The sequence below is a fragment of the Pseudomonas fluorescens genome, assembly GCF_012974785.1.
Classification (GTDB): domain Bacteria; phylum Pseudomonadota; class Gammaproteobacteria; order Pseudomonadales; family Pseudomonadaceae; genus Aquipseudomonas; species Aquipseudomonas fluorescens_BT.
In genome coordinates this window covers 940,127-959,098 of record NZ_CP027561.1, presented here as the reverse complement: position 1 = coordinate 959,098, position 18,972 = coordinate 940,127, and the positions used below count along the sequence as shown (strand labels likewise).

The 18,972-nt window shown below is 58.0% G+C and carries 18 protein-coding genes; 9 read left to right on the top strand and 9 right to left on the bottom strand.

What is annotated here, in order from left to right:
• Positions 1-8 precede the first annotated feature (8 nt).
• From C6Y56_RS04135 to C6Y56_RS04120, 4 genes are read left to right on the top strand one after another with little or no spacing between them, the layout of a single operon-like run.
• Entirely contained in the window at positions 9-1,019 is a 1,011-nt protein-coding gene (locus C6Y56_RS04135; protein ID WP_007953665.1) for an ABC transporter permease subunit, read from the top strand.
• 11 nt (positions 1,020-1,030) lie between these two features.
• The gene (locus C6Y56_RS04130) at positions 1,031-1,957 is read left to right on the top strand and encodes an ABC transporter permease subunit (protein WP_115076533.1); all 927 of its coding nucleotides are present in this window, start codon (positions 1,031-1,033) and stop codon (positions 1,955-1,957) included.
• Between the two features lie 10 nt (positions 1,958-1,967).
• Positions 1,968-2,936 carry an ABC transporter ATP-binding protein gene (locus C6Y56_RS04125; RefSeq protein WP_169428833.1) on the top strand — a complete coding sequence of 323 codons (969 nt, stop codon included), beginning with the start codon at positions 1,968-1,970 and terminating at the stop codon, positions 2,934-2,936.
• Positions 2,936-3,916: a peptide ABC transporter ATP-binding protein gene (locus C6Y56_RS04120; protein WP_169428832.1), complete on the top strand. Its 981-nt coding sequence runs from the start codon at positions 2,936-2,938 to the stop codon at positions 3,914-3,916. The genes C6Y56_RS04125 and C6Y56_RS04120 overlap by 1 nt, the downstream gene beginning before the upstream one ends.
• A gap of 108 nt (positions 3,917-4,024) precedes the next feature.
• Here the strand turns inward: C6Y56_RS04120 and C6Y56_RS04115 are convergent, their stop codons facing one another.
• The 5 genes from C6Y56_RS04115 to C6Y56_RS04095 all read right to left on the bottom strand — a co-directional run bounded on the left by C6Y56_RS04115 (position 4,025) and on the right by C6Y56_RS04095 (position 8,556).
• A complete protein-coding gene (locus tag C6Y56_RS04115; protein WP_249314372.1) occupies positions 4,025-4,240 on the bottom strand; it encodes a hypothetical protein in 216 nt (71 codons plus the stop codon).
• A 220-nt stretch (positions 4,241-4,460) separates the two neighbouring features.
• Positions 4,461-4,883 (bottom strand): hypothetical protein, encoded by a 423-nt coding sequence (locus C6Y56_RS04110; protein ID WP_169428831.1) that lies wholly within the window; start codon positions 4,881-4,883, stop codon positions 4,461-4,463.
• Between the two features lie 330 nt (positions 4,884-5,213).
• On the bottom strand, positions 5,214-5,474 hold the full coding sequence (locus C6Y56_RS04105) for a hypothetical protein (RefSeq protein WP_169428830.1): 261 nt from the start codon (positions 5,472-5,474) through the stop codon (positions 5,214-5,216).
• Between the two features lie 160 nt (positions 5,475-5,634).
• On the bottom strand, positions 5,635-6,843 hold the full coding sequence (locus C6Y56_RS04100; RefSeq protein WP_169428829.1) for an MFS transporter: 1,209 nt from the start codon (positions 6,841-6,843) through the stop codon (positions 5,635-5,637).
• Positions 6,844-6,972: 129 nt separating this feature from the next.
• The gene (locus C6Y56_RS04095; RefSeq protein ID WP_011332431.1) at positions 6,973-8,556 is read right to left on the bottom strand and encodes a peptide chain release factor 3; all 1,584 of its coding nucleotides are present in this window, start codon (positions 8,554-8,556) and stop codon (positions 6,973-6,975) included.
• A gap of 357 nt (positions 8,557-8,913) precedes the next feature.
• Between C6Y56_RS04095 and C6Y56_RS04090 the strand changes: the two genes are divergently transcribed.
• The 5 genes from C6Y56_RS04090 to C6Y56_RS04070 all read left to right on the top strand — a co-directional run bounded on the left by C6Y56_RS04090 (position 8,914) and on the right by C6Y56_RS04070 (position 14,092).
• A complete protein-coding gene (locus tag C6Y56_RS04090) occupies positions 8,914-9,603 on the top strand; it encodes an ABC transporter permease (RefSeq protein ID WP_169432591.1) in 690 nt (229 codons plus the stop codon).
• A gap of 21 nt (positions 9,604-9,624) precedes the next feature.
• Positions 9,625-10,518: a glycine betaine ABC transporter substrate-binding protein gene (locus C6Y56_RS04085; protein ID WP_169428828.1), complete on the top strand. Its 894-nt coding sequence runs from the start codon at positions 9,625-9,627 to the stop codon at positions 10,516-10,518.
• Positions 10,519-10,531: 13 nt separating this feature from the next.
• The gene (locus C6Y56_RS04080; RefSeq protein ID WP_085729571.1) at positions 10,532-11,185 is read left to right on the top strand and encodes an ABC transporter permease; all 654 of its coding nucleotides are present in this window, start codon (positions 10,532-10,534) and stop codon (positions 11,183-11,185) included.
• Entirely contained in the window at positions 11,182-12,336 is a 1,155-nt protein-coding gene (locus C6Y56_RS04075; RefSeq protein WP_169428827.1) for an osmoprotectant ABC transporter ATP-binding protein OsmV, read from the top strand. The genes C6Y56_RS04080 and C6Y56_RS04075 overlap by 4 nt, the downstream gene beginning before the upstream one ends.
• 592 nt (positions 12,337-12,928) lie before the next feature.
• On the top strand, positions 12,929-14,092 hold the full coding sequence (locus C6Y56_RS04070; RefSeq protein WP_039769212.1) for a type III PLP-dependent enzyme: 1,164 nt from the start codon (positions 12,929-12,931) through the stop codon (positions 14,090-14,092).
• A gap of 43 nt (positions 14,093-14,135) precedes the next feature.
• On the opposite strand, the gene C6Y56_RS04065 is transcribed toward C6Y56_RS04070, so the two are convergent.
• The 4 genes from C6Y56_RS04065 to C6Y56_RS04050 form a co-directional block, all read right to left on the bottom strand.
• Complete coding sequence (locus C6Y56_RS04065) at positions 14,136-15,014, bottom strand: hypothetical protein (RefSeq protein WP_169428826.1); 879 nt, start codon at positions 15,012-15,014, stop codon at positions 14,136-14,138.
• A gap of 45 nt (positions 15,015-15,059) precedes the next feature.
• Positions 15,060-17,279 carry an alpha-xenorhabdolysin family binary toxin subunit A gene (locus tag C6Y56_RS04060; RefSeq protein WP_169428825.1) on the bottom strand — a complete coding sequence of 740 codons (2,220 nt, stop codon included), beginning with the start codon at positions 17,277-17,279 and terminating at the stop codon, positions 15,060-15,062.
• Positions 17,280-17,513: 234 nt separating this feature from the next.
• Positions 17,514-18,272, bottom strand: a complete 759-nt coding sequence (locus C6Y56_RS04055; RefSeq protein ID WP_249314370.1) for a tetratricopeptide repeat protein — start codon at positions 18,270-18,272, stop codon at positions 17,514-17,516.
• Positions 18,273-18,953 (bottom strand): Fe2+-dependent dioxygenase, encoded by a 681-nt coding sequence (locus C6Y56_RS04050; RefSeq protein WP_011332426.1) that lies wholly within the window; start codon positions 18,951-18,953, stop codon positions 18,273-18,275.
• Positions 18,954-18,972 lie beyond the last annotated feature (19 nt).

Genomic DNA, 18,972 nt, shown 5'->3' with positions numbered 1-18,972 from the left:
CACACACGATGTTTAGTTTTATTGCCCGCCGACTGGGGTTATTGATCCCCACGTTTTTCGGCATCACCTTGCTGACTTTCGCGTTGATTCGCATGATTCCCGGCGACCCCGTGGAAGTGATGATGGGCGAACGTCGGGTCGACCCCGAAATGCACGCTCAGGCAATGGAACGCCTCGGTCTGAACAAACCGCTGTACGCCCAGTATCTGGACTACATCGGCAAACTGGCCCACGGCGACCTCGGTGAATCCCTGCGCACCCGCGAGAGCGTATGGACCGAGTTCACCTCCCTCTTCCCGGCGACCCTGGAACTGTCCATGGCCGCCCTGCTGTTCGCCGGCATCCTGGGCCTGTTGGCCGGGGTGATTGCGGCCCTCAAGCGAGGATCCCTGTTCGACCACGGGGTGATGGGCATCTCCCTGGCGGGGTACTCGATGCCGATTTTCTGGTGGGGCCTGATCCTCATCATGTTCTTCTCCGTGAGCCTGGGCTGGACCCCGGTATCCGGACGGATCGACCTGCTTTACGACATCGAGCCGCGCACCGGTTTCATGCTGATCGACACCCTGCTGGCCGATGACATGGGTGCGTTCCTCGATGCCCTGCACCACCTGATCCTGCCGGCCATCGTGCTGGGCACAATTCCGCTGGCGGTGATCGCGCGGATGACCCGTTCGTCGATGCTCGAAGTATTGCGTGAAGACTACATCCGTACCGCCAAGGCCAAAGGCCTGTCGCCGTCGCGCGTGGTGTTCGTGCACGGTCTGCGCAACGCGCTGATCCCGGTGTTGACCGTGGTCGGCCTGCAAGTCGGCACCCTGCTGGCCGGTGCGGTTCTGACCGAAACCATCTTCTCCTGGCCCGGCATCGGTAAATGGCTGATCGAAGCCATCGGCGCCCGGGACTACCCGGTTGTGCAAAACGGCATCCTGTTAATCGCCTGCCTGGTGATTCTGGTCAACTTCGTGGTGGACATCCTCTACGGCTTTGCCAACCCACGCATCCGTCATCAGCGCTGAGGTCAATACCCATGAGCACTCCAACTTCCTCAGTAGTCACCGCCGCCACCGCCGTGGATCAAAGTCTGCTGTACCCGTCACCGTACAAAGAGTTCTGGCAGGCCTTTGCCAAGAACAAGGGCGCCGTCGCCGGTCTGCTGTTCATGCTGCTGGTAATTTTCTGCGCGATTTTCGCGCCGTGGGTCGCCCCGCATAACCCGAGCGAGCAATACCGTGACTTCCTGCTGACGCCGCCGGCGTGGCTCGAAGGCGGGCAAATGCAATTCCTGCTCGGTACCGACGAACTGGGTCGCGACCTGCTGTCGCGTCTGATCCAGGGTTCGCGTCTTTCGCTGCTGATCGGCCTGTCGTCGGTGGTGATGTCGCTGATCCCGGGGATTCTGCTGGGCCTGTTCGCCGGCTTCTTCCCGAAAATGATTGGCCCGACCATCATGCGTCTGATGGACATCATGCTGGCCCTGCCGTCGCTGCTGCTGGCCGTGGCGATCGTCGCCATCCTCGGCCCAGGCCTGATCAACACCGTGATCGCCATTGCCGTGGTGTCCTTGCCGTCCTACGTGCGTCTGACCCGTGCCGCGGTGATGGGCGAACTGAACCGCGACTACGTGACCGCTGCGCGCCTGGCCGGTGCCGGTCTGCCACGCCTGATGTTCATCACCGTGCTGCCCAACTGCATGGCACCGCTGATCGTCCAGGCGACCCTGAGCTTCTCTTCGGCGATCCTCGATGCCGCCGCCCTGGGCTTCCTCGGCCTCGGCGTCCAGCCGCCAACCCCTGAGTGGGGCACCATGCTGGCTTCGGCCCGCGACTACATCGAACGCGCCTGGTGGGTCGTGAGTCTGCCTGGTTTGACCATTTTGCTCAGCGTGCTGGCAATCAACTTGATGGGCGACGGTCTGCGCGATGCGCTGGACCCGAAACTCAAGAACGCCGCCTGAGGAGATTCCCATGTCACTGCTAGAAATCAAGAATCTCAACGTTCGCTTCGGCGACAAGAACGCCACACCCGTGGTCGACGGCCTCGACCTGAAAGTCGACAAGGGCGAAGTCCTGGCGATCGTGGGCGAGTCGGGTTCCGGCAAGTCCGTGACCATGATGGCGCTGATGGGCCTGATCGAACACCCGGGGATCGTCACTGCCGATTCCCTGAGCTTCGACGGTAAAGACATGCTCAAACTGAGCAATCGCCAGCGTCGGCAGATCGTCGGTAAAGACCTGTCCATGGTGTTCCAGGATCCGATGACCGCGCTGAACCCGAGCTATACCGTCGGTTTCCAGATCGAGGAAGTGCTGCGCCTGCACCTGAAAATGTCCGGCAAGGCCGCCCGCAAGCGCGCCATCGAACTGCTGGAAAAGGTTGAAATCCCGGGCGCCGCGAACCGTATGGACGCCTACCCGCATCAACTGTCCGGCGGCATGAGCCAGCGCGTGGCAATTGCCATGGCGATTGCCGGCGAGCCGAAACTGCTGATCGCCGACGAACCGACCACAGCACTCGACGTGACGATTCAGGCGCAGATCATGGACCTGCTGCTGGCGTTGCAGAAAGAGCAGAACATGGGCCTGGTGCTGATCACCCACGACCTCGCCGTGGTGGCTGAAACCGCCCAGCGCGTGTGCGTGATGTACGCAGGGCAAGCCGTTGAAGTCGGTCAGGTGCCGCAACTGTTCGACATCCCAGCGCACCCGTACAGCGAAGCGCTGCTCAAGGCGATTCCGGAGCACAGCCAGGGTGCCGAGCGTCTGGCCACTCTGCCGGGCATCGTTCCGGGCCGTTACGACCGTCCGCAAGGCTGCCTGTTGTCACCGCGCTGCCCGTACGTGCAGGACAGCTGCCGCGCACAGCGTCCGACCCTTGACCCGAAAAGCCACAGCCTCGCCCGCTGCTTCTACCCGCTGAACCAGGAGGTGGCGTAATGGCCGTCGTACTTACCGCCCGCGACCTGACCCGTCACTACGAAGTCTCCCGTGGCCTGTTCAAGGGCCACGCGACCGTGCGCGCCCTCAACGGCGTGTCGTTCGAACTGGAAGCCGGCAAGACCCTCGCCGTTGTGGGCGAATCGGGCTGCGGCAAATCCACCCTGGCCCGTGCCCTGACCCTGATCGAGGAGCCGTCGTCCGGCTCCCTGAAAATCGCCGGGCAAGAAGTGGCCGGCGCCGACAAGGCCCAGCGCAAGCAACTGCGCAAAGACGTGCAGATGGTGTTCCAGAGCCCATACGCCTCGTTGAACCCACGGCAGAAGATCGGTGATCAACTGGCCGAGCCGCTGCTGATCAACACCAACCTGTCGGCCGCCGAACGTCGCGAGAAAGTCCAGGCGATGATGAAGCAGGTCGGCTTGCGTCCCGAGCATTATCAGCGCTATCCGCACATGTTCTCCGGCGGTCAGCGTCAGCGTATCGCGCTGGCCCGAGCGATGATGCTGCAACCGAAAGTGCTGGTGGCGGACGAACCGACCTCGGCGCTCGATGTGTCGATCCAGGCCCAGGTACTGAACCTGTTCATGGATCTGCAGCAGGAGTTCAACACCGCCTATGTGTTCATCTCGCACAACCTCGCGGTGGTGCAACACGTGGCCGATGACGTGATGGTGATGTACCTCGGCCGCCCCGTGGAAATGGGTCCGAAGAACGACATCTATGAACGCCCGCTGCACCCGTACACCCAGGCGCTGCTGTCGGCGACCCCGACCATCCATCCGGACCCGAACAAGCCGAAAATCAAGATCGTCGGCGAGTTGCCTAACCCGCTGAACCCGCCACCGGGCTGTGCTTTCCACAAGCGCTGCCCGTACGCGACCGAGCGTTGCAGTACTGAAGAACCGGCGTTGCGCCACCTCGACAATCGGCAGGTGGCTTGCCACTACGCCGAACAGTTCCTCGACGGCGCGGCATGAAAAAACCCGCCCGGTTTCCTGGGGCGGGTTGTTGATGATGTTGACCAAACCCCTTCTGCCTCGATTGCGCATCAGTCGAGAAAGAAGGGGTTTTCTTTTGTCCGGAATTTACGTCTGGCTATCGCCTTCATCCGGATCATCGGAGTCCGGCTCGTCGGTGGTCGAGTCGTCATCGTCGGCGCTGCCGCCCTGGCCCTGATCGCCCGGCTCGGACTCGGACTTGGCCAGCATCAGCGCGCTGTGCCCCACCTGCCCGCTGGACGCCTGGGTATCGTGATCCTCGCACTCGGCCCAGGCCGTCGCGGTGCCGAGCAACTCCTCCACGGCGTGGCAAAGTAAACGCTCATGTAATTGTGGCGGTATTCAAACAATCAGCCAAACCGCTTTCTTCCAAAACGACAATTGGAAGAAAGCGGTTGTTCAGCGAGCATCACAAAGATACAGAAGACCTTTTTTCCAAACCACAACAAAAGCCCCCCTCCCTTTCGCCAATAACTCCAGACAATTTAAAAATCAAACAAAAGCCTAACCCATGAATTAAGGATTACGGTCCCTCAAACCCCACAAATTCACCTAGAACCACGACTTTATCCTTAACATCACCTGTAGCACTTTCCAACTTCAACCTAGCTTCAAATTCGGCACTTTCAGAAAAATCATCGAACTTTTTAAACACGATAGTTCCTGAAACACCGTCATAGGCAACCCCCTCAGCGCTCTTATAATAAGCTAACGCAGTTTCCTTCTCTCCGGACCAAGCCGTTTGTATATCGTAATTTACGTTCTCTTTAACATCTAAAGTTCGTATAAAAAAACCCAGTTGCTCCGTTGCCATTCTGCCGTCCAAGGAATAGCCTTTATCCGATAGATTTTGCTTAAAAGAAACATCAGTCGTCGAAAAACCTGGCACTGAAGTTCCAGTAGCCTGCAATTTCCCGGTAGTATTCTTGCTTTCGTCAGTACTCATCATACGATTCCTTTTAGTAATTAAAAGCATCCAACTGCACGAATACTTATAAGGAGCAAACAACACGACGTCTACTGTCATTTCTGACAGGTCTGGAACAATCAATGTGAAATTCCGACAAACGGCTCGCATTGCAAGCAGGAGATTTTCAAGCAGAGCCGACAACTTTGCGGATCCGCGGGAAACATAGAGGAAGGATAGTCCGCACTAAAGCCTGAAGTATTTTAGTCTTCGGTAACTTCAAACTGTTTTCTCGTTTACTCCCCCTCTTCCACCTCGATTGCGATTGCACATCAGTCGAGGCAGAAGAGGTTTTCTATTGTCTGCAATCTACGTCTGGCTGTCGCCTTCATCCGGATCATCGGAGTCCGGCTCGTCGGTGGTCGAGTCGTCATCGTCGGCGCTGCCGCCCTGGCCCTGATCGCCCGGCTCGGACTCGGACTTGGCCAGCATCAGCGCGCTGTGCCCCACCTGCCCGCTGGACGCCTGGGTATCGTGATCCTCGCACTCGGCCCAGGCCGTCGCGGTGCCGAGGGACAGCATCACCATCACTTTCAACAGCAGCAAAACCCGTAGCAACCTGCTTTTCATAGCCGAGTCCATCCTGTTCCAAGTGAAAATTCATGCCTGACCTGACGCTGATTGAAATCTAGTTCCGATCCGCCGGGTTCACCAGATAGGACGCTGCCCCATGCCCGAAAATGCCATGCGTGGACAGACCACTTTCGAATAACGCCTATAACCGGATCGGCTAAGCATTTGCGCATTGCGTGGTTCGAATACGGGTGGCCTGATAAATCAGCGGTACTGACAGCGAGGCCAGCACGGCACTCGCCAGCCAGACACTGTGGCCACCGAACTGGCCGTAGAGCTGCCCACCCAGCACCGGCGACAACAGGGAACTCGCACTCCAGGCCATGAAGAACAGACCGAAGTAACGGCCGCTTTTTCCGGTTTGTGCATGCTGCATTACCAGCACGTTCAACGGTGGCATGAACAACGCTTCCCCCAGCGTCCAGATGACTGTCGAGAGACAGGCATAAAACAAGCCGGAACCCAGCGGCAACATGCCGAGTCCGACCGCCAGCAGCACACAACCGGCGATCAATGGCCGACGCGCGCCCCAGCGTTCCCCCCAGTGCGACATGGGAATCTGCAGCGCTACCACCAGAATCGCGTTGATCGCGAACTGCCAGCCGATGGCCTCGGTGCTCAAACGGTAATAGTCGCGAAGATAGTTGCCCAAGGTGCTGTAGACCGTGTCGAACGACATGCCAAGAAGGACGGTCGCCGCCAGCAACCAGAGAAATGGTTTGTCGCGATAGGGAAGGCCCGAACCCGATTGCGCCGGTGGCGCCTCGTCAGCGATCAGCACCGGCCGGCGCCAGGTCGTGCGGATGAACCAGAGCAGCGCCAGCAGCGTGAGCCCGGCACTGATGAAAAACACCCAGCGAAAATCCACCTGTGCCAGAACACCGCCCGCTACACCGGCAGCGGCCATCCCGAGGTTCCGGGCGATGCGACTCAACGCCTGCGCCCGTGGGCGCTGCGCAACCTCGCAATACTCCATGATCAGTCGCTGATGCAGGGTGCGAATCGCGCCATCGAGAGTGCCGCTGAGCAATAGCAACCCGGCCAGCAACGGCACTTGCGTAACCAGACCCAGCAAGACCAGAACCCACGCAGAGACAAAGAACAGCGCCGCCGTCAGGCGCGCCGTGCGGACGTGGTCACTGAGCCATCCGCCGAGCATCGAGCCGATCAGCAGACCACCGCCATATGCCGACAGCAGCCAGCCGACGGTTTCAATCGCCAGCCCCAGCTCCTGGCGCAAGTACAACGCCATGAACAGCTTGACCATGCTGCTCAGGCGATTAATGAAGAGCAACGCCGCCAGCACCCAGGCCATCAGGCTGAAATAACCATTGGGCCGAAGCAGATAAGCGAGCCTCCCTGTCATTCGATCGCTCCCTTATTGATGGGACCAGATGCACTGCGCCCGACTTGAATGAGTTCGCATACTTAATCAACACGCAAAAAAAACCCACTGTTATATCAGTGGGCTTTTTCGGGTGTCGCCAGTCAGCGCTTAATGGTGCTCACGCGTCGCACGGAATTTCACGTCCGGCCAGCGCTCTTCCATCAGGGCCAGGTTGACCCGGGTCGGCGCGAGGTAAGTCAGGTGACCGCCGCCGTCCAGCGCCAGGTTTTCCACCGCCTTGTTGGAGAATTCCTCGAGCTTCTTCTTGTCGCTGCATTCGATCCAACGCGCGGAATAGACGGTGATCGGCTCGTAGGAGCACTCGACCTTGTATTCCTCTTTCAGGCGGCTGGCGACCACATCGAACTGCAGCACACCGACGGCGCCGAGGATGATGTCGTTGCTGCGCTCCGGGAAGAACACCTGGGTCGCGCCTTCTTCGGCCAGCTGTTGCAGGCCCTGGCGCAGTTGCTTGGATTTCAGCGGATCGCGCAGGCGTACGCGGCGGAACAGTTCCGGGGCGAAGTGCGGGATACCGGTGAAGCCCAGGGTTTCGCCTTCGCTGAAGGTGTCACCGATCTGGATCGTGCCGTGGTTGTGCAGACCGATGATATCGCCGGCGTACGCTTCTTCGAGCTGTTCACGCTCGGAGGAGAAGAACGTCAGGGCGTCGCCGATGCGCACGTCCTTGCCGGTACGCACGTGACGCATCTTCATGCCTTTCTCGTACTTGCCCGAGCAAATGCGCATGAAGGCGATGCGGTCACGGTGTTTCGGGTCCATGTTCGCCTGGATCTTGAAGATGAAGCCCGAGAACTTTTCTTCCACCGGCTCCACGGTACGCTCGTTGGCCACACGTGGCAGCGGACGCGGTGCCCAGTCGACCACGGCGTCGAGTACGTGGTCGACACCGAAGTTGCCCAGTGCGGTACCGAAGAACACCGGGGTCAGCTGACCGTCGAGGAACTCCTGCTGGTTGAACTCGTGGCAGGCGCCCTGCACCAGTTCCAGCTGTTCGAGGAAGCGCTCGTACTCGTCGCCCAGGTGGGCGCGGGCTTCGTCGGAATCAAGCTTTTCGATGATCTTGGTTTCGGTGCGTTCGTGACCGTGACCGGCGGTGTAGACAATGATGTAGTCGTCGGCCAGGTGGTAAACGCCCTTGAAGTCGCGGTAGCAACCGATCGGCCAGGTGATCGGCGCGGCCTTGATCTTCAGAACGGCTTCGATTTCGTCGAGCAGTTCGATCGGGTCACGGATGTCACGGTCGAGTTTGTTGATGAAGCTGACGATCGGCGTGTCACGCAGACGGCAGACGTCCATCAGCGCAATGGTACGTGGCTCGACACCTTTACCGCCGTCGAGGACCATCAAGGCCGAGTCCACCGCGGTCAGGGTGCGGTAGGTGTCTTCGGAGAAGTCTTCGTGGCCCGGGGTGTCGAGCAGGTTGATCATATGTTCGCGATACGGGAACTGCATGACCGACGTGGTAATGGAAATACCCCGCTGCTTCTCCATCTCCATCCAGTCGGATGTCGCATGGCGGTCGGATTTACGGGATTTCACCGTACCGGCCACTGCAATCGCCTTGCCCATCAACAGGAGCTTTTCGGTGATCGTGGTTTTACCGGCATCGGGGTGGGAAATAATGGCGAAAGTGCGGCGTTTCGCGACTTCGGCGGCCTGTCTGGTCATGGGAAATCGCCTGGCGGTGATTCAAAAAAGGGCCGCGATTATAGCCCAAGTCAAGACAATAACCGAACCGTTGAGCACATTAAGGGTGGCCAAATGCTGCCTCAGATGGGAACCTTTTAAAGCACGGAGACGTCCATCCCCTGTTACGACTTTTCGTCAGGGGCTGAAAAATCAGCAAGTTAGCCTGACGAGGCTGCGCTCATGGCTCACTTTCAGACCGCTTTTGGCCGGTGCTGGGGGAGCTGCTTCTCGCGAACGTTCACGCCCGGCAGCCAGGCATGGCATGCCACTCGGGACAGCGTCCGCCGACTATAAAAAAGGAGTCCGCCTGTGGCTATCCGCTATGGCAAAGGGCTGATGGGAGGTGCGGTGGTAATCGCGCTCCTGGCCCTGCTGGTCCACTGGATCGGCATCAACACGATCGAACACTACCGCGACGATTTGTTGTTTTACCTGCAAGCTCATCTGATTCTCGTCCTCGCTTCAATGCTGGCCGCCCTTGTCGTGGGCATCCCCGCCGGTATCTTCCTGAGCCGCCCGACCATGGTCGGCCGCGCCGAACGCTTCATGCAAATCTTCAACATCGGCAACACCGTGCCACCGCTGGCCGTACTGGCGATTGCCCTGGGGATACTCGGCATCGGCAGTGGTCCGGCGATCTTCGCGTTGTTCCTCGCCTCGCTTTTGCCGATTGTGCGCAACACCTATGAAGGCCTGAAAAACGTCCAGGGTTCGCTGAAAGAAGCCGCAGTCGGCATCGGCATGACTCCGCGCCAGGTGTTGTGGCAGGTCGAATTGCCCAACGCCGTGCCGATCATCGTTGGCGGTGTGCGGGTGGCCCTGGCGATCAACGTCGGTACAGCGCCGCTGGCCTTCCTGATCGGCGCCAACAGCCTCGGCAGCCTGATCTTCCCCGGCATCGCCCTGAACAATCAGCCGCAACTGCTGCTCGGCGCCGCGTGCACCGCGCTGTTGGCGTTGCTGCTCGATGGCGTGGTCACCCTCGCCAGCCGTCTCTGGCTGGAACGCGGTTTGCGCCCGTCTTAAGGCTTCGGCAAAGGAATATTCATGAAACGACTTAGCTTGATTCTAGGCTGCGCCCTGCTGTTCGCAGGATTTGCCCAGGCGGCGGAAAAGCCGCTCATCCGCCTCGGTGCCCGGGTGTTCACCGAGCAAACCCTGCTCGCGGAAATCACTGCGCAATACCTGCGCAGCAAAGGCTACGACGCGCAGATTACCGGTGGCCTGGGCAGCAACCTGGCCCGCAGCGCCCATGAGAGTGGGCAACTCGACATGCTCTGGGAATACACCGGCGTGTCGCTGGTGGCCTACAACCATGTCACCGAAAAACTCGACAGCGAACAGTCCTACGCCCGAGTAAAAGAACTCGACGCGAAAAAAGGCCTGGTCTGGCTGACGCCGTCGAAATTCAGCAACACCTACGCCCTCGCCCTGCCGAAAAAGGTCGCCGAGCAATATCCGCAGATCAGCAACATCAGCCAGTTGAACGACGTGCTGCGCAGCGAGGCCAGCAGCAATCATCTGGTGGCGCTGGACACTGAGTTCGCCAACCGCTCCGACGGTCTGGACGGCATGGTCAAGCTGTACGACATGAACCTGACCCGCCAAAACATCCGGCAGATGGACGCAGGACTGGTCTACACCGCCCTGCGTAACGGCCAGGTGTTTGCCGGTCTTGTCTACACCACTGACGGTCGCCTCAATGCGTTCGGGCTGAAGCTGCTGGAAGACGACAAGCATTACTTCCCGGACTACACCGCCGCGCCAGTGGTGCGTCAGGCCTACCTCGACGCTCACCCGCAACTGGCGGAACAGCTCAAACCCCTGGCCGAGCTGTTCGACGACGAAACCATGCGCCAGCTCAATGCGCGGGTCGATGTCGATCACGAAAGCCCGTCGAAAGTCGCTGCCGATTTCCTGCGCCAGCATCCACTGAACTAAAGGAGGAAAAGTCATGGAATTTTTGAACGCCTTTTCCCACCTCGACTGGCAGCAGGTGATGCACCTGACCTGGCAGCACATCACGCTGGTCGGCATCGCCGTCAGTCTGGCGATTCTCATCGGCGTGCCGCTGGGCATTCTGATGACTCGCTTCCCGAGCCTCGCCGGCCCTTTGCAGGCCAGCGCCACAGTGCTGCTGACCGTGCCGTCGATTGCGCTGTTCGGCCTGCTGCTGCCGTTCTACTCGAAATTCGGTCAGGGCCTCGGCCCGATGCCGGCGATCACCGCCGTGTTCCTTTATTCACTGCTGCCGATCATGCGCAACACCTACCTCGCCCTGACCGGCGTCGAGCCGGGCATCCGCGAAGCCGCACGCGGCATCGGCATGACCTTCGGCCAGCGCCTGCGCATGGTCGAGCTACCGATCGCGGTGCCGGTGATCCTGGCCGGCGTGCGCACGGCCGTGGTGATGAACATCGGCGTGATGACCATCGCCGCAACCATCGGTGCCGGCGGCCTCGGCGTGCTGATCCTCGCCTCCATCAGCCGCAGCGACATGTCGATGCTGATCGTCGGCGCGCTGCTGGTCAGTCTTCTGGCGATCTTCGCCGACCTGTTTTTGCAGTGGCTGCAACGCTCTTTGACTCCAAAAGGATTACTCAAATGATCGAACTTCAAAACCTCAGCAAGACCTTCCAAAGCAACGGCAAAGATGTGAAAGCCGTGGACTCGGTAAGCCTGACCGTCAATGAAGGCGAAATCTGCGTATTCCTCGGGCCATCGGGCTGCGGCAAAAGCACCACGCTGAAAATGATCAACCGCCTGATCAAACCGACGTCGGGCAAGATCCTGATCAACGGCGAAGACACCACCGACCTCGACGAAGTGACCCTGCGCCGAAACATCGGCTACGTGATCCAGCAGATCGGCCTGTTCCCCAACATGACCATCGAAGAGAACATCGTGGTGGTGCCGAAGCTGCTCGGCTGGGACAAACAGAAATGCCACGACCGCGCCCGCGAACTGATGAGCATGATCAAGCTTGAGCCCAAACAGTATCTGCATCGTTATCCGCGCGAATTGTCCGGCGGCCAGCAGCAACGGATCGGCGTGATCCGCGCACTGGCGGCAGATGCACCGCTGTTGCTGATGGACGAACCGTTCGGTGCGGTCGATCCGATCAACCGCGAGATGATCCAGAACGAGTTTTTCGAGATGCAGCGGGCACTGAACAAGACCGTGATCATGGTCAGCCACGACATCGACGAAGCGATCAAGCTCGGCGACAAGATCGCGATTTTCCGCGCCGGCAAACTGCTGCAGATCGACCATCCGGACACCCTGCTCGCCCATCCGGCGGATGACTTCGTCAGCAACTTCGTCGGCCAGGACAGCACCCTCAAACGCCTGCTGTTGGTCAAAGCCGAAGATGCGGCGGACAACGCGCCGTCGGTCAGCCCACAAACCCCGGTGGCCGATGCGCTGGAGTTGATGGACGAGCATGACCGTCGCTATGTCGTCGTGACTGACGCTGAGAACAAGGCACTGGGTTATGTGCGCCGTCGCGATCTTCACCGTCAGACCGGTACATGCGCGCAATTCCTGCGCGAGTTCAACGCCACGGCCGCCTATGACGAACACCTGCGCATTCTGTTGTCGCGCATGTACGAGTTCAATCGGGCGTGGCTGCCAGTGATGGATGCCGAGCGGGTTTTCCTTGGCGAAGTCACCCAGGAGTCGATTGCGGCGTACCTGAGTTCGGGTCGTTCACGCGGAATGAAGACCAATATCGTGTCGCCGGCCGAAGCGGTGGCCTGATCAAAAGCAAAAGGGCTGTTCGACAGCCCTTTTTTCGACCGCCGGAAACTCAAGGCCGGGATTTTCCTACCGACGATGAGCCGGCAAGAAATATCAACACACCCGAGAGCCGAACCCGGCCGATTTTGCCAGCCTGAACCAGCAACTTCCCCCTCACCTGCCTTTCTCGCCGCCAACGTCGCCGATGTTGAAGTGATCGTAGTTATCCATGACTTGGCACACATCAGCATCGAACGTGCAGGTATTTTTAACACCTGAAAATTATTGCGGAACATCTGACCGTCATCTCGGTCGGGTACAAAGAGTGATATCCGCGACGTACGTCAGAAGCGTGCAAAAACGCGACATTTTTAGTTGATCTCAGGCCCCTCACGCCCTAAAGTTCGCGCCGAACGTCCATGCTGGAAACGATCCATCCGGCTCAAGTACTGACGACGAGACAGCAAGGCCAAGGGAAAGAAAGACTACATTTCCCATGGCCTTTTTGCTTTCGGCGACATGCCTTGGGAAGTAGGCGAACCAAAGTGGGGATACGGAGGGCGTTCATTTGCACCCATTGATTTCACGAGTTTGCCCATAGGAGCTCCCAAGTATGTCGATCCAGGTCGAAGACTATTTCGCGCGCGAAACCTTTCAGAAAATGAAGGCGTTCGCCGACAAACAGGAAACCCCGTTCGTGGTGATCGACACCGCGATGATCGCCCAGGCCTACGATGACCTGCGCGCCGGTTTCGAATTCGCCAAGGTCTACTACGCGGTCAAGGCCAACCCGGCCGTCGAGATCATCGACCTGCTTAAGGAGAAAGGCTCGAGCTTCGACATCGCCTCGATCTATGAGCTGGACAAAGTGCTGAGCCGTGGCGTCAGCCCGGACCAGATCAGCTACGGCAACACCATCAAGAAATCCAAGGACATCCGCTACTTCTATGAGAAGGGCGTGCGTCTGTTCGCCACCGACTCCGAAGCCGACCTGCGCAACATCGCCAAGGCCGCACCGGGCGCCAAAGTCTATGTGCGCATCCTGACCGAAGGCTCGACTACAGCCGACTGGCCACTGTCGCGCAAATTCGGCTGCCAGACCGACATGGCCATGGACCTGCTGATCCTCGCCCGTGACCTGGGCCTGGTGCCTTACGGCATCTCGTTCCACGTCGGTTCGCAACAGCGCGACATCAGCGTCTGGGACGCGGCGATCGCCAAGGTCAAAGTGATCTTCGAGCGCCTGAAGGAAGAAGACGGCATCCACCTCAAGCTGATCAACATGGGCGGTGGCTTCCCGGCCAACTACATCACCCGCACCAACAGCCTGGAAACCTACGCCGAAGAAATCATTCGCTTCCTGAAGGAAGACTTCGGTGATGACCTGCCGGAAATCATTCTGGAACCGGGCCGTTCGCTGATTGCCAACGCCGGTATCCTGGTCAGCGAAGTGGTACTGGTTGCGCGTAAATCCCGTACCGCCGTCGAGCGTTGGGTTTATACCGACGTGGGCAAGTTCTCCGGCCTGATCGAAACCATGGACGAAGCCATCAAGTTCCCGATCTGGACCGAGAAGAAAGGCGAAATGGAAGAAGTCGTGATCGCCGGCCCGACCTGCGACAGCGCCGATATCATGTACGAAAACTACAAGTACGGCCTGCCACTGAACCTGGCGATCGGTGATCGCCTGTACTGGCTGTCGACCGGTGCGTACACCACCAGCTACAGCGCCGTAGAGTTCAATGGCTTCCCGCCGCTGAAGTCGTTCTACGTTTAAGCGACGCTTCAAATGGAAAGGCCCATGCATGCATGGGCCTTTTTTATTTGCGCAGCCATGCCTCAAGATGATTGATCATCGCCATGAACTCGTCAGCGCCCTCCTTCGCAGCAGCCAATTGGAAATTCAACTCGCCGAGTTTCGACGCGCGCTCTGCCTTCAATAATTCATTGAACACCGTGTCGATGCGCAAGCCCGTTTCTTCGAGAAACACGCTGATGTGCGAACTCACGGAAGCCAATCCGTTAAACAAGCCGGCTATATCCGTTTTGTATTCGGCGCCTCTGACAAGCGGATCCGCTGACGAATAAGCCACGTCCCAAACCGGCGTAGTGCGCGCTTCGCGAAACAACTCCTCGACCACTGTCGGCTGGGTATGGCACTGGCACGTACGATGATCCATTGCCCTGACAAACACCGACTTGAGACCGAACGACTCGTCATGCACCTCGACGATTGTGTATTTCAGTTGGCGAATCGCCGCCCTTAACGAGCAGAACCGAAGCGCCAGCTCGTGAACAAGATCCGGGACATCGGTGGGGGGAAACAGCTTCCAGGTCGGCGACCTGGATAAGCTGTACAGATTGAAATCCACCTGACTGAGAGGCTCGTTCCTTGAAGTGTTCCGGGTGATTTCCAGCGTTTCGGCGGTGAACGTAGCGAGATCCGCGACGAAAGTGCTGCAGAGGCGCCGAGCCTCTTCGGTGCGCTGCCAGAACTCCTGCAAATAGCGCGCATTGAAACTGGCGTTGTTCAAACGCGAATCGCTGGCCAGTACCGCCAATTGATGACCGCTGGTTCTGCGGCGCTCAAACACCAAAGGGATGTTGTTGAAAGTGGGATGAAGTGAACTCAGGAAATTTGTGTATCGGTCCAGTGTCCGCCGTTGTGCTGCGCCAAGTTCATAGGCAAGTGTATTCATGACTGATCAGGAGACGATGGGCGGGGCGCCCACCGCCTCGACTCCTTATTGCTGAACCGTTTTCAAATACTGCCGGACGTCGGCAATCCGGGCGATTGCAGCAGTCGTTCGTTGCTCGACAGGCTGTAACTTGTCTTGCCTGAAGTCTCGGGCATATGACTCGAATCGGGCCACCAGATTCGAGAATTCATTCACGTAACTCCAACGCTCTTCGTCCAGTTGATCGAGGATCTGAACCAGGTGAATCTTTCCATCGATCTGGGCGATCTCGTTGACGTACTTCTTCAACTGCGTCCTCAGATCAGCCACCTTATCCTTGAGCTGGTTGTAACCCGCCAGCATGTTCAGATAGGAAATGGCTTCACCGATACCCGCGATCATTTTTTTCAAGGTATCAATGGCGAACAATGCAATCTGGACCTGCGGTGGTGCCAGCCCCAGTGCTTTCAGGTTATCCAGCGTCAGTTGGGCTTCCTGACCGATTTTCTCCACCCCGGCTTTCGCGATCAGCTCGAGCGCTTCAGACACCGATTTCATCTGCTTTTCGAAATCGACGACTTTTTCTTCCGATGTGACCTTCAGTGCTTCCGTGAAGGCCCGGTCCTGCTGCAGCGTCACGATCCATTGCGCCGAAGCCGATCGGTCGTAAGCGGTAGTCAGGCCGTTGTGCGTCATCTTCAAATCGTCCGCGTGCTCGGAGATTTTCATCGATACATTCTTGAGTTCGCTTTCCATTTCCTCGTGAATTTCATCCGCATCATCCGGATACTCGAGAAGTTCGTCCTGAGATGTTTTCAACTTCTTCTGCGCACGCTCCAGATTGATCCCCGTCGTCTGGGCCTGATTACGAAGTTCAAAGGTGGCTTTCTGGATAGCCATCGTCAGCCCATTCATTGTGCGGACCGTACCCGGCATGTAATTGAACTCCTCACCGAGCATCTGTGCAGTGACATTGCTTGTTTGAACAGCTGCAGCGCAGGAGCGCAAGGCAGCGATGTCAAAATCCGAAACGGCTGGATGATTGTTGAGCGTCAACATAGTTCTTTTACTCCCGAATACTGCAAAGCTGTTTCCATACTCTTTATCTGCCGCAGCGAAGACGCCCAACAGCTGATCGGAACTCACCTTGATCTGCTCCCACGGATCAACAATACCGAGAATCTGGTTCTTGAACTTCCTCAGGGAAGTTGCCTCTTTAAGCAGATCCACTTCTTTGACAGAGGCATTGATATAAGTGCTTAGTGCATTCCATACCAGCATCAGGTTTTGCGTGGCGACTTCGGCTTCAATCGCTACATAACTCAGGTTCTGCAAGTCATCGCGCACTTTGTTCAGGGAACTCAGCGTCTGGTTTTTGCTGGCCATTACTTGGTTGGAGGCCTGTTGCTCTGCCTTCAACCGGTTTCGCTCCTTGCGGATTTTTTCGGCCTTGACGCCCTGATAGATGCCGAGAATCAAACCACCGACATTCAATGTCGCTGCCGACCGGATCGCTTCTTGAACCAACTGATCATATTGCTTGTTCAGTTCATCGATTTCTTTCGAGCGCTGGTCGATTTCGCCCTGCAGGACCTGAATGTCTGCCTGATAGGTATTGCGCGACACGAACTCCAGTCGCAGCTTGATCTCCGGCAGCACGGTCTCGCGCATATCAGCGCCGAAACTGTCGAGTTCTGACCTGACATGCTCGGCCTTCGCATGGCACTGCATGACTTTGGCCAGCATGTCATTGAGATAGGCCTTGATTTCCGGCACATCCCCGGACGGCAAGCCCAGGTCTGGAAGATCCGGAATCGTGCGTTTCAGCTCCAGATACTCTTGCGGCGTATTGATATCGTATTCCTCCAGATACCTGGAGGCTTTCAGGTCTTCGTAGATCTCTACGATTCCCTTACCCGTACGAATGATGCTGCCGGCAAAAATTTTCAGATCAGTACCGGTGAGCATGATTTTTTCACGCAACGGCGACCAGCGTTTCGCATGGTCGTAGGTGCAGGTGAATGTCCGCAGGAAGTCTGTTGCCTTGAGGCCAACGCCCCCGGCATCCCCGGCGCCGTAGTTCAGATAGGCAACAACGTCCGCCAGCCGAACAGGAAGCGACAGCCCCAGCACCTCATACTTGCGCAGGCTGATGATCTGTTCTTTGGTTAATTGAATACCGGTTTCCCGATTGTATTCTTCACCTTCACCGAGCGAAGCACTTACAAATACCCGAGGCGCCTTCTCGGCGGCCTCGACAACCTTGCTGTCCATTTTTAATTCCATAAGAGACTCCTTGTCTTCTTCGGATATTCAATAAAAGTCATTTGGGATATACGACATTATCAAGCGAGTCATTCCAACTTGATCATCGATATCGCAAAACAACCTTAGGCCAGCAGGAAAACAACTAACAAGCACTTAAATATTAGTAATCAAGACAAAGCAATCACTCACCCACACTACTGCCTGACAACAGCCCCTCAACTTGATAAAAGCAACTAACAACCGAATAAATAATTACAAACCCGTCAACTCTGCCAGCCTCAACTTATAAGCATCGGCTATCGCACGAATTTGCGGATGTTGTGCATTCAACAAAGACACACTGGCGACTCGCAGGAAATTCAGATTACCGACGGCCAATGCTTTCTCCAGCCAGACCAACGCGTCATCAATGCGGCCCTCAGCCGCCAGCACCGCCGCATAACTGAACTGCCCGCGAAAATCCCCGCCCTCGGCCGAACGTCGATACCAGTCACGGGCCGCTGCCGGATTCGCCGGGCACACTTGCCCTTCTTCCAGATAACGCCCGAGCAGGTTCATCGACTTGGCATGCCCGGCTTCGGCCGCACGTTCATACAACGCCATTGCCTGAAGATGATCGACAACCACACCACGCCCGGTCGCGAGCAGATTGGCCAGGTTGTACATTGCCCAATCCAGACCGGATTCGGCTGCGATTCGATAGTGCTGCGCGGCAATCGACGTATCTGCTGCACATCCCCAGCCATGTTCATGGCAGCGACCAAGCATGTTGCGCGCCATCAGATGACCTTGCTCTGCGGCAATTTCAAACCAGCGCAATGCCAGCGGCTGATCCTGAGCAATCCCGTGACCATCGAGCAGGATCTGCCCGAGCAGCGCCTGCGCTTCCAGCACGCCCTCACCCGCCGCCAGCAGAATTGCCTGAGCTGCGCGGGCCGGGCTTTCTTCGAGCATGGCGGTGAGGCGTTCGCCGTCGAGGACTTCTTCGCGACGCAACCGAAAGTCCGCCACTCAGACCTCGACCCAACGACGCAACAGGTTGTGGTAAGTGCCCGTGAGGCGGATCAGCGAAGGGTGATCGGGCATGTCGTGGGTGAGTTGCTGGATCGCACCGTCCATCTCGAACAGCAACGCGCGCTGGCTGTCTTCGCGCACCAGGCTCTGGGTCCAGAAGAACGAGGCATAACGCGCACCGCGAGTCACCGCGTTGACCTTGTGCAGGCTGGTGCCGGGGTACAGCACCATGTCGCCGGCGGGCAGTTTCACGCGCTGGGTGCCGAAAGTGTCCTGGATCTCAAGCTCGCCGCCGTCGTAGTCCTCCGGCTCGCTGAAGAACAGCGTGGCCGACAGATCGGTGCGCACCCGCTCGATGCTGCCCTTGGGCTGGCGCACCGCGTTGTCGATGTGGAAATCGAAACTGCCGCCCGCCGTGTAGCAGTTGAGTAACGGCGGGAATACCTTGTGCGGCAGCGCGGCGGACATGAACAGCGGATTTTTCCACAGGCGCTCAAGCATCGCCGCGCCGATTTCCTTGGCCAGTGGATGGCCTTCCGGCAGTTGCAGATTGTGCTTGGCCTTGGCCGATTGATAGCCGGCGGTGATCTTGCCATCGGCCCAGTCGGCCTGTTCCAGAGCCTCGCGGATGCGCCGCACTTCGTCTTTTTCGAACAGCGCAGGGATGTGCAGCAGCATGGCAATGTCACCTGATGGC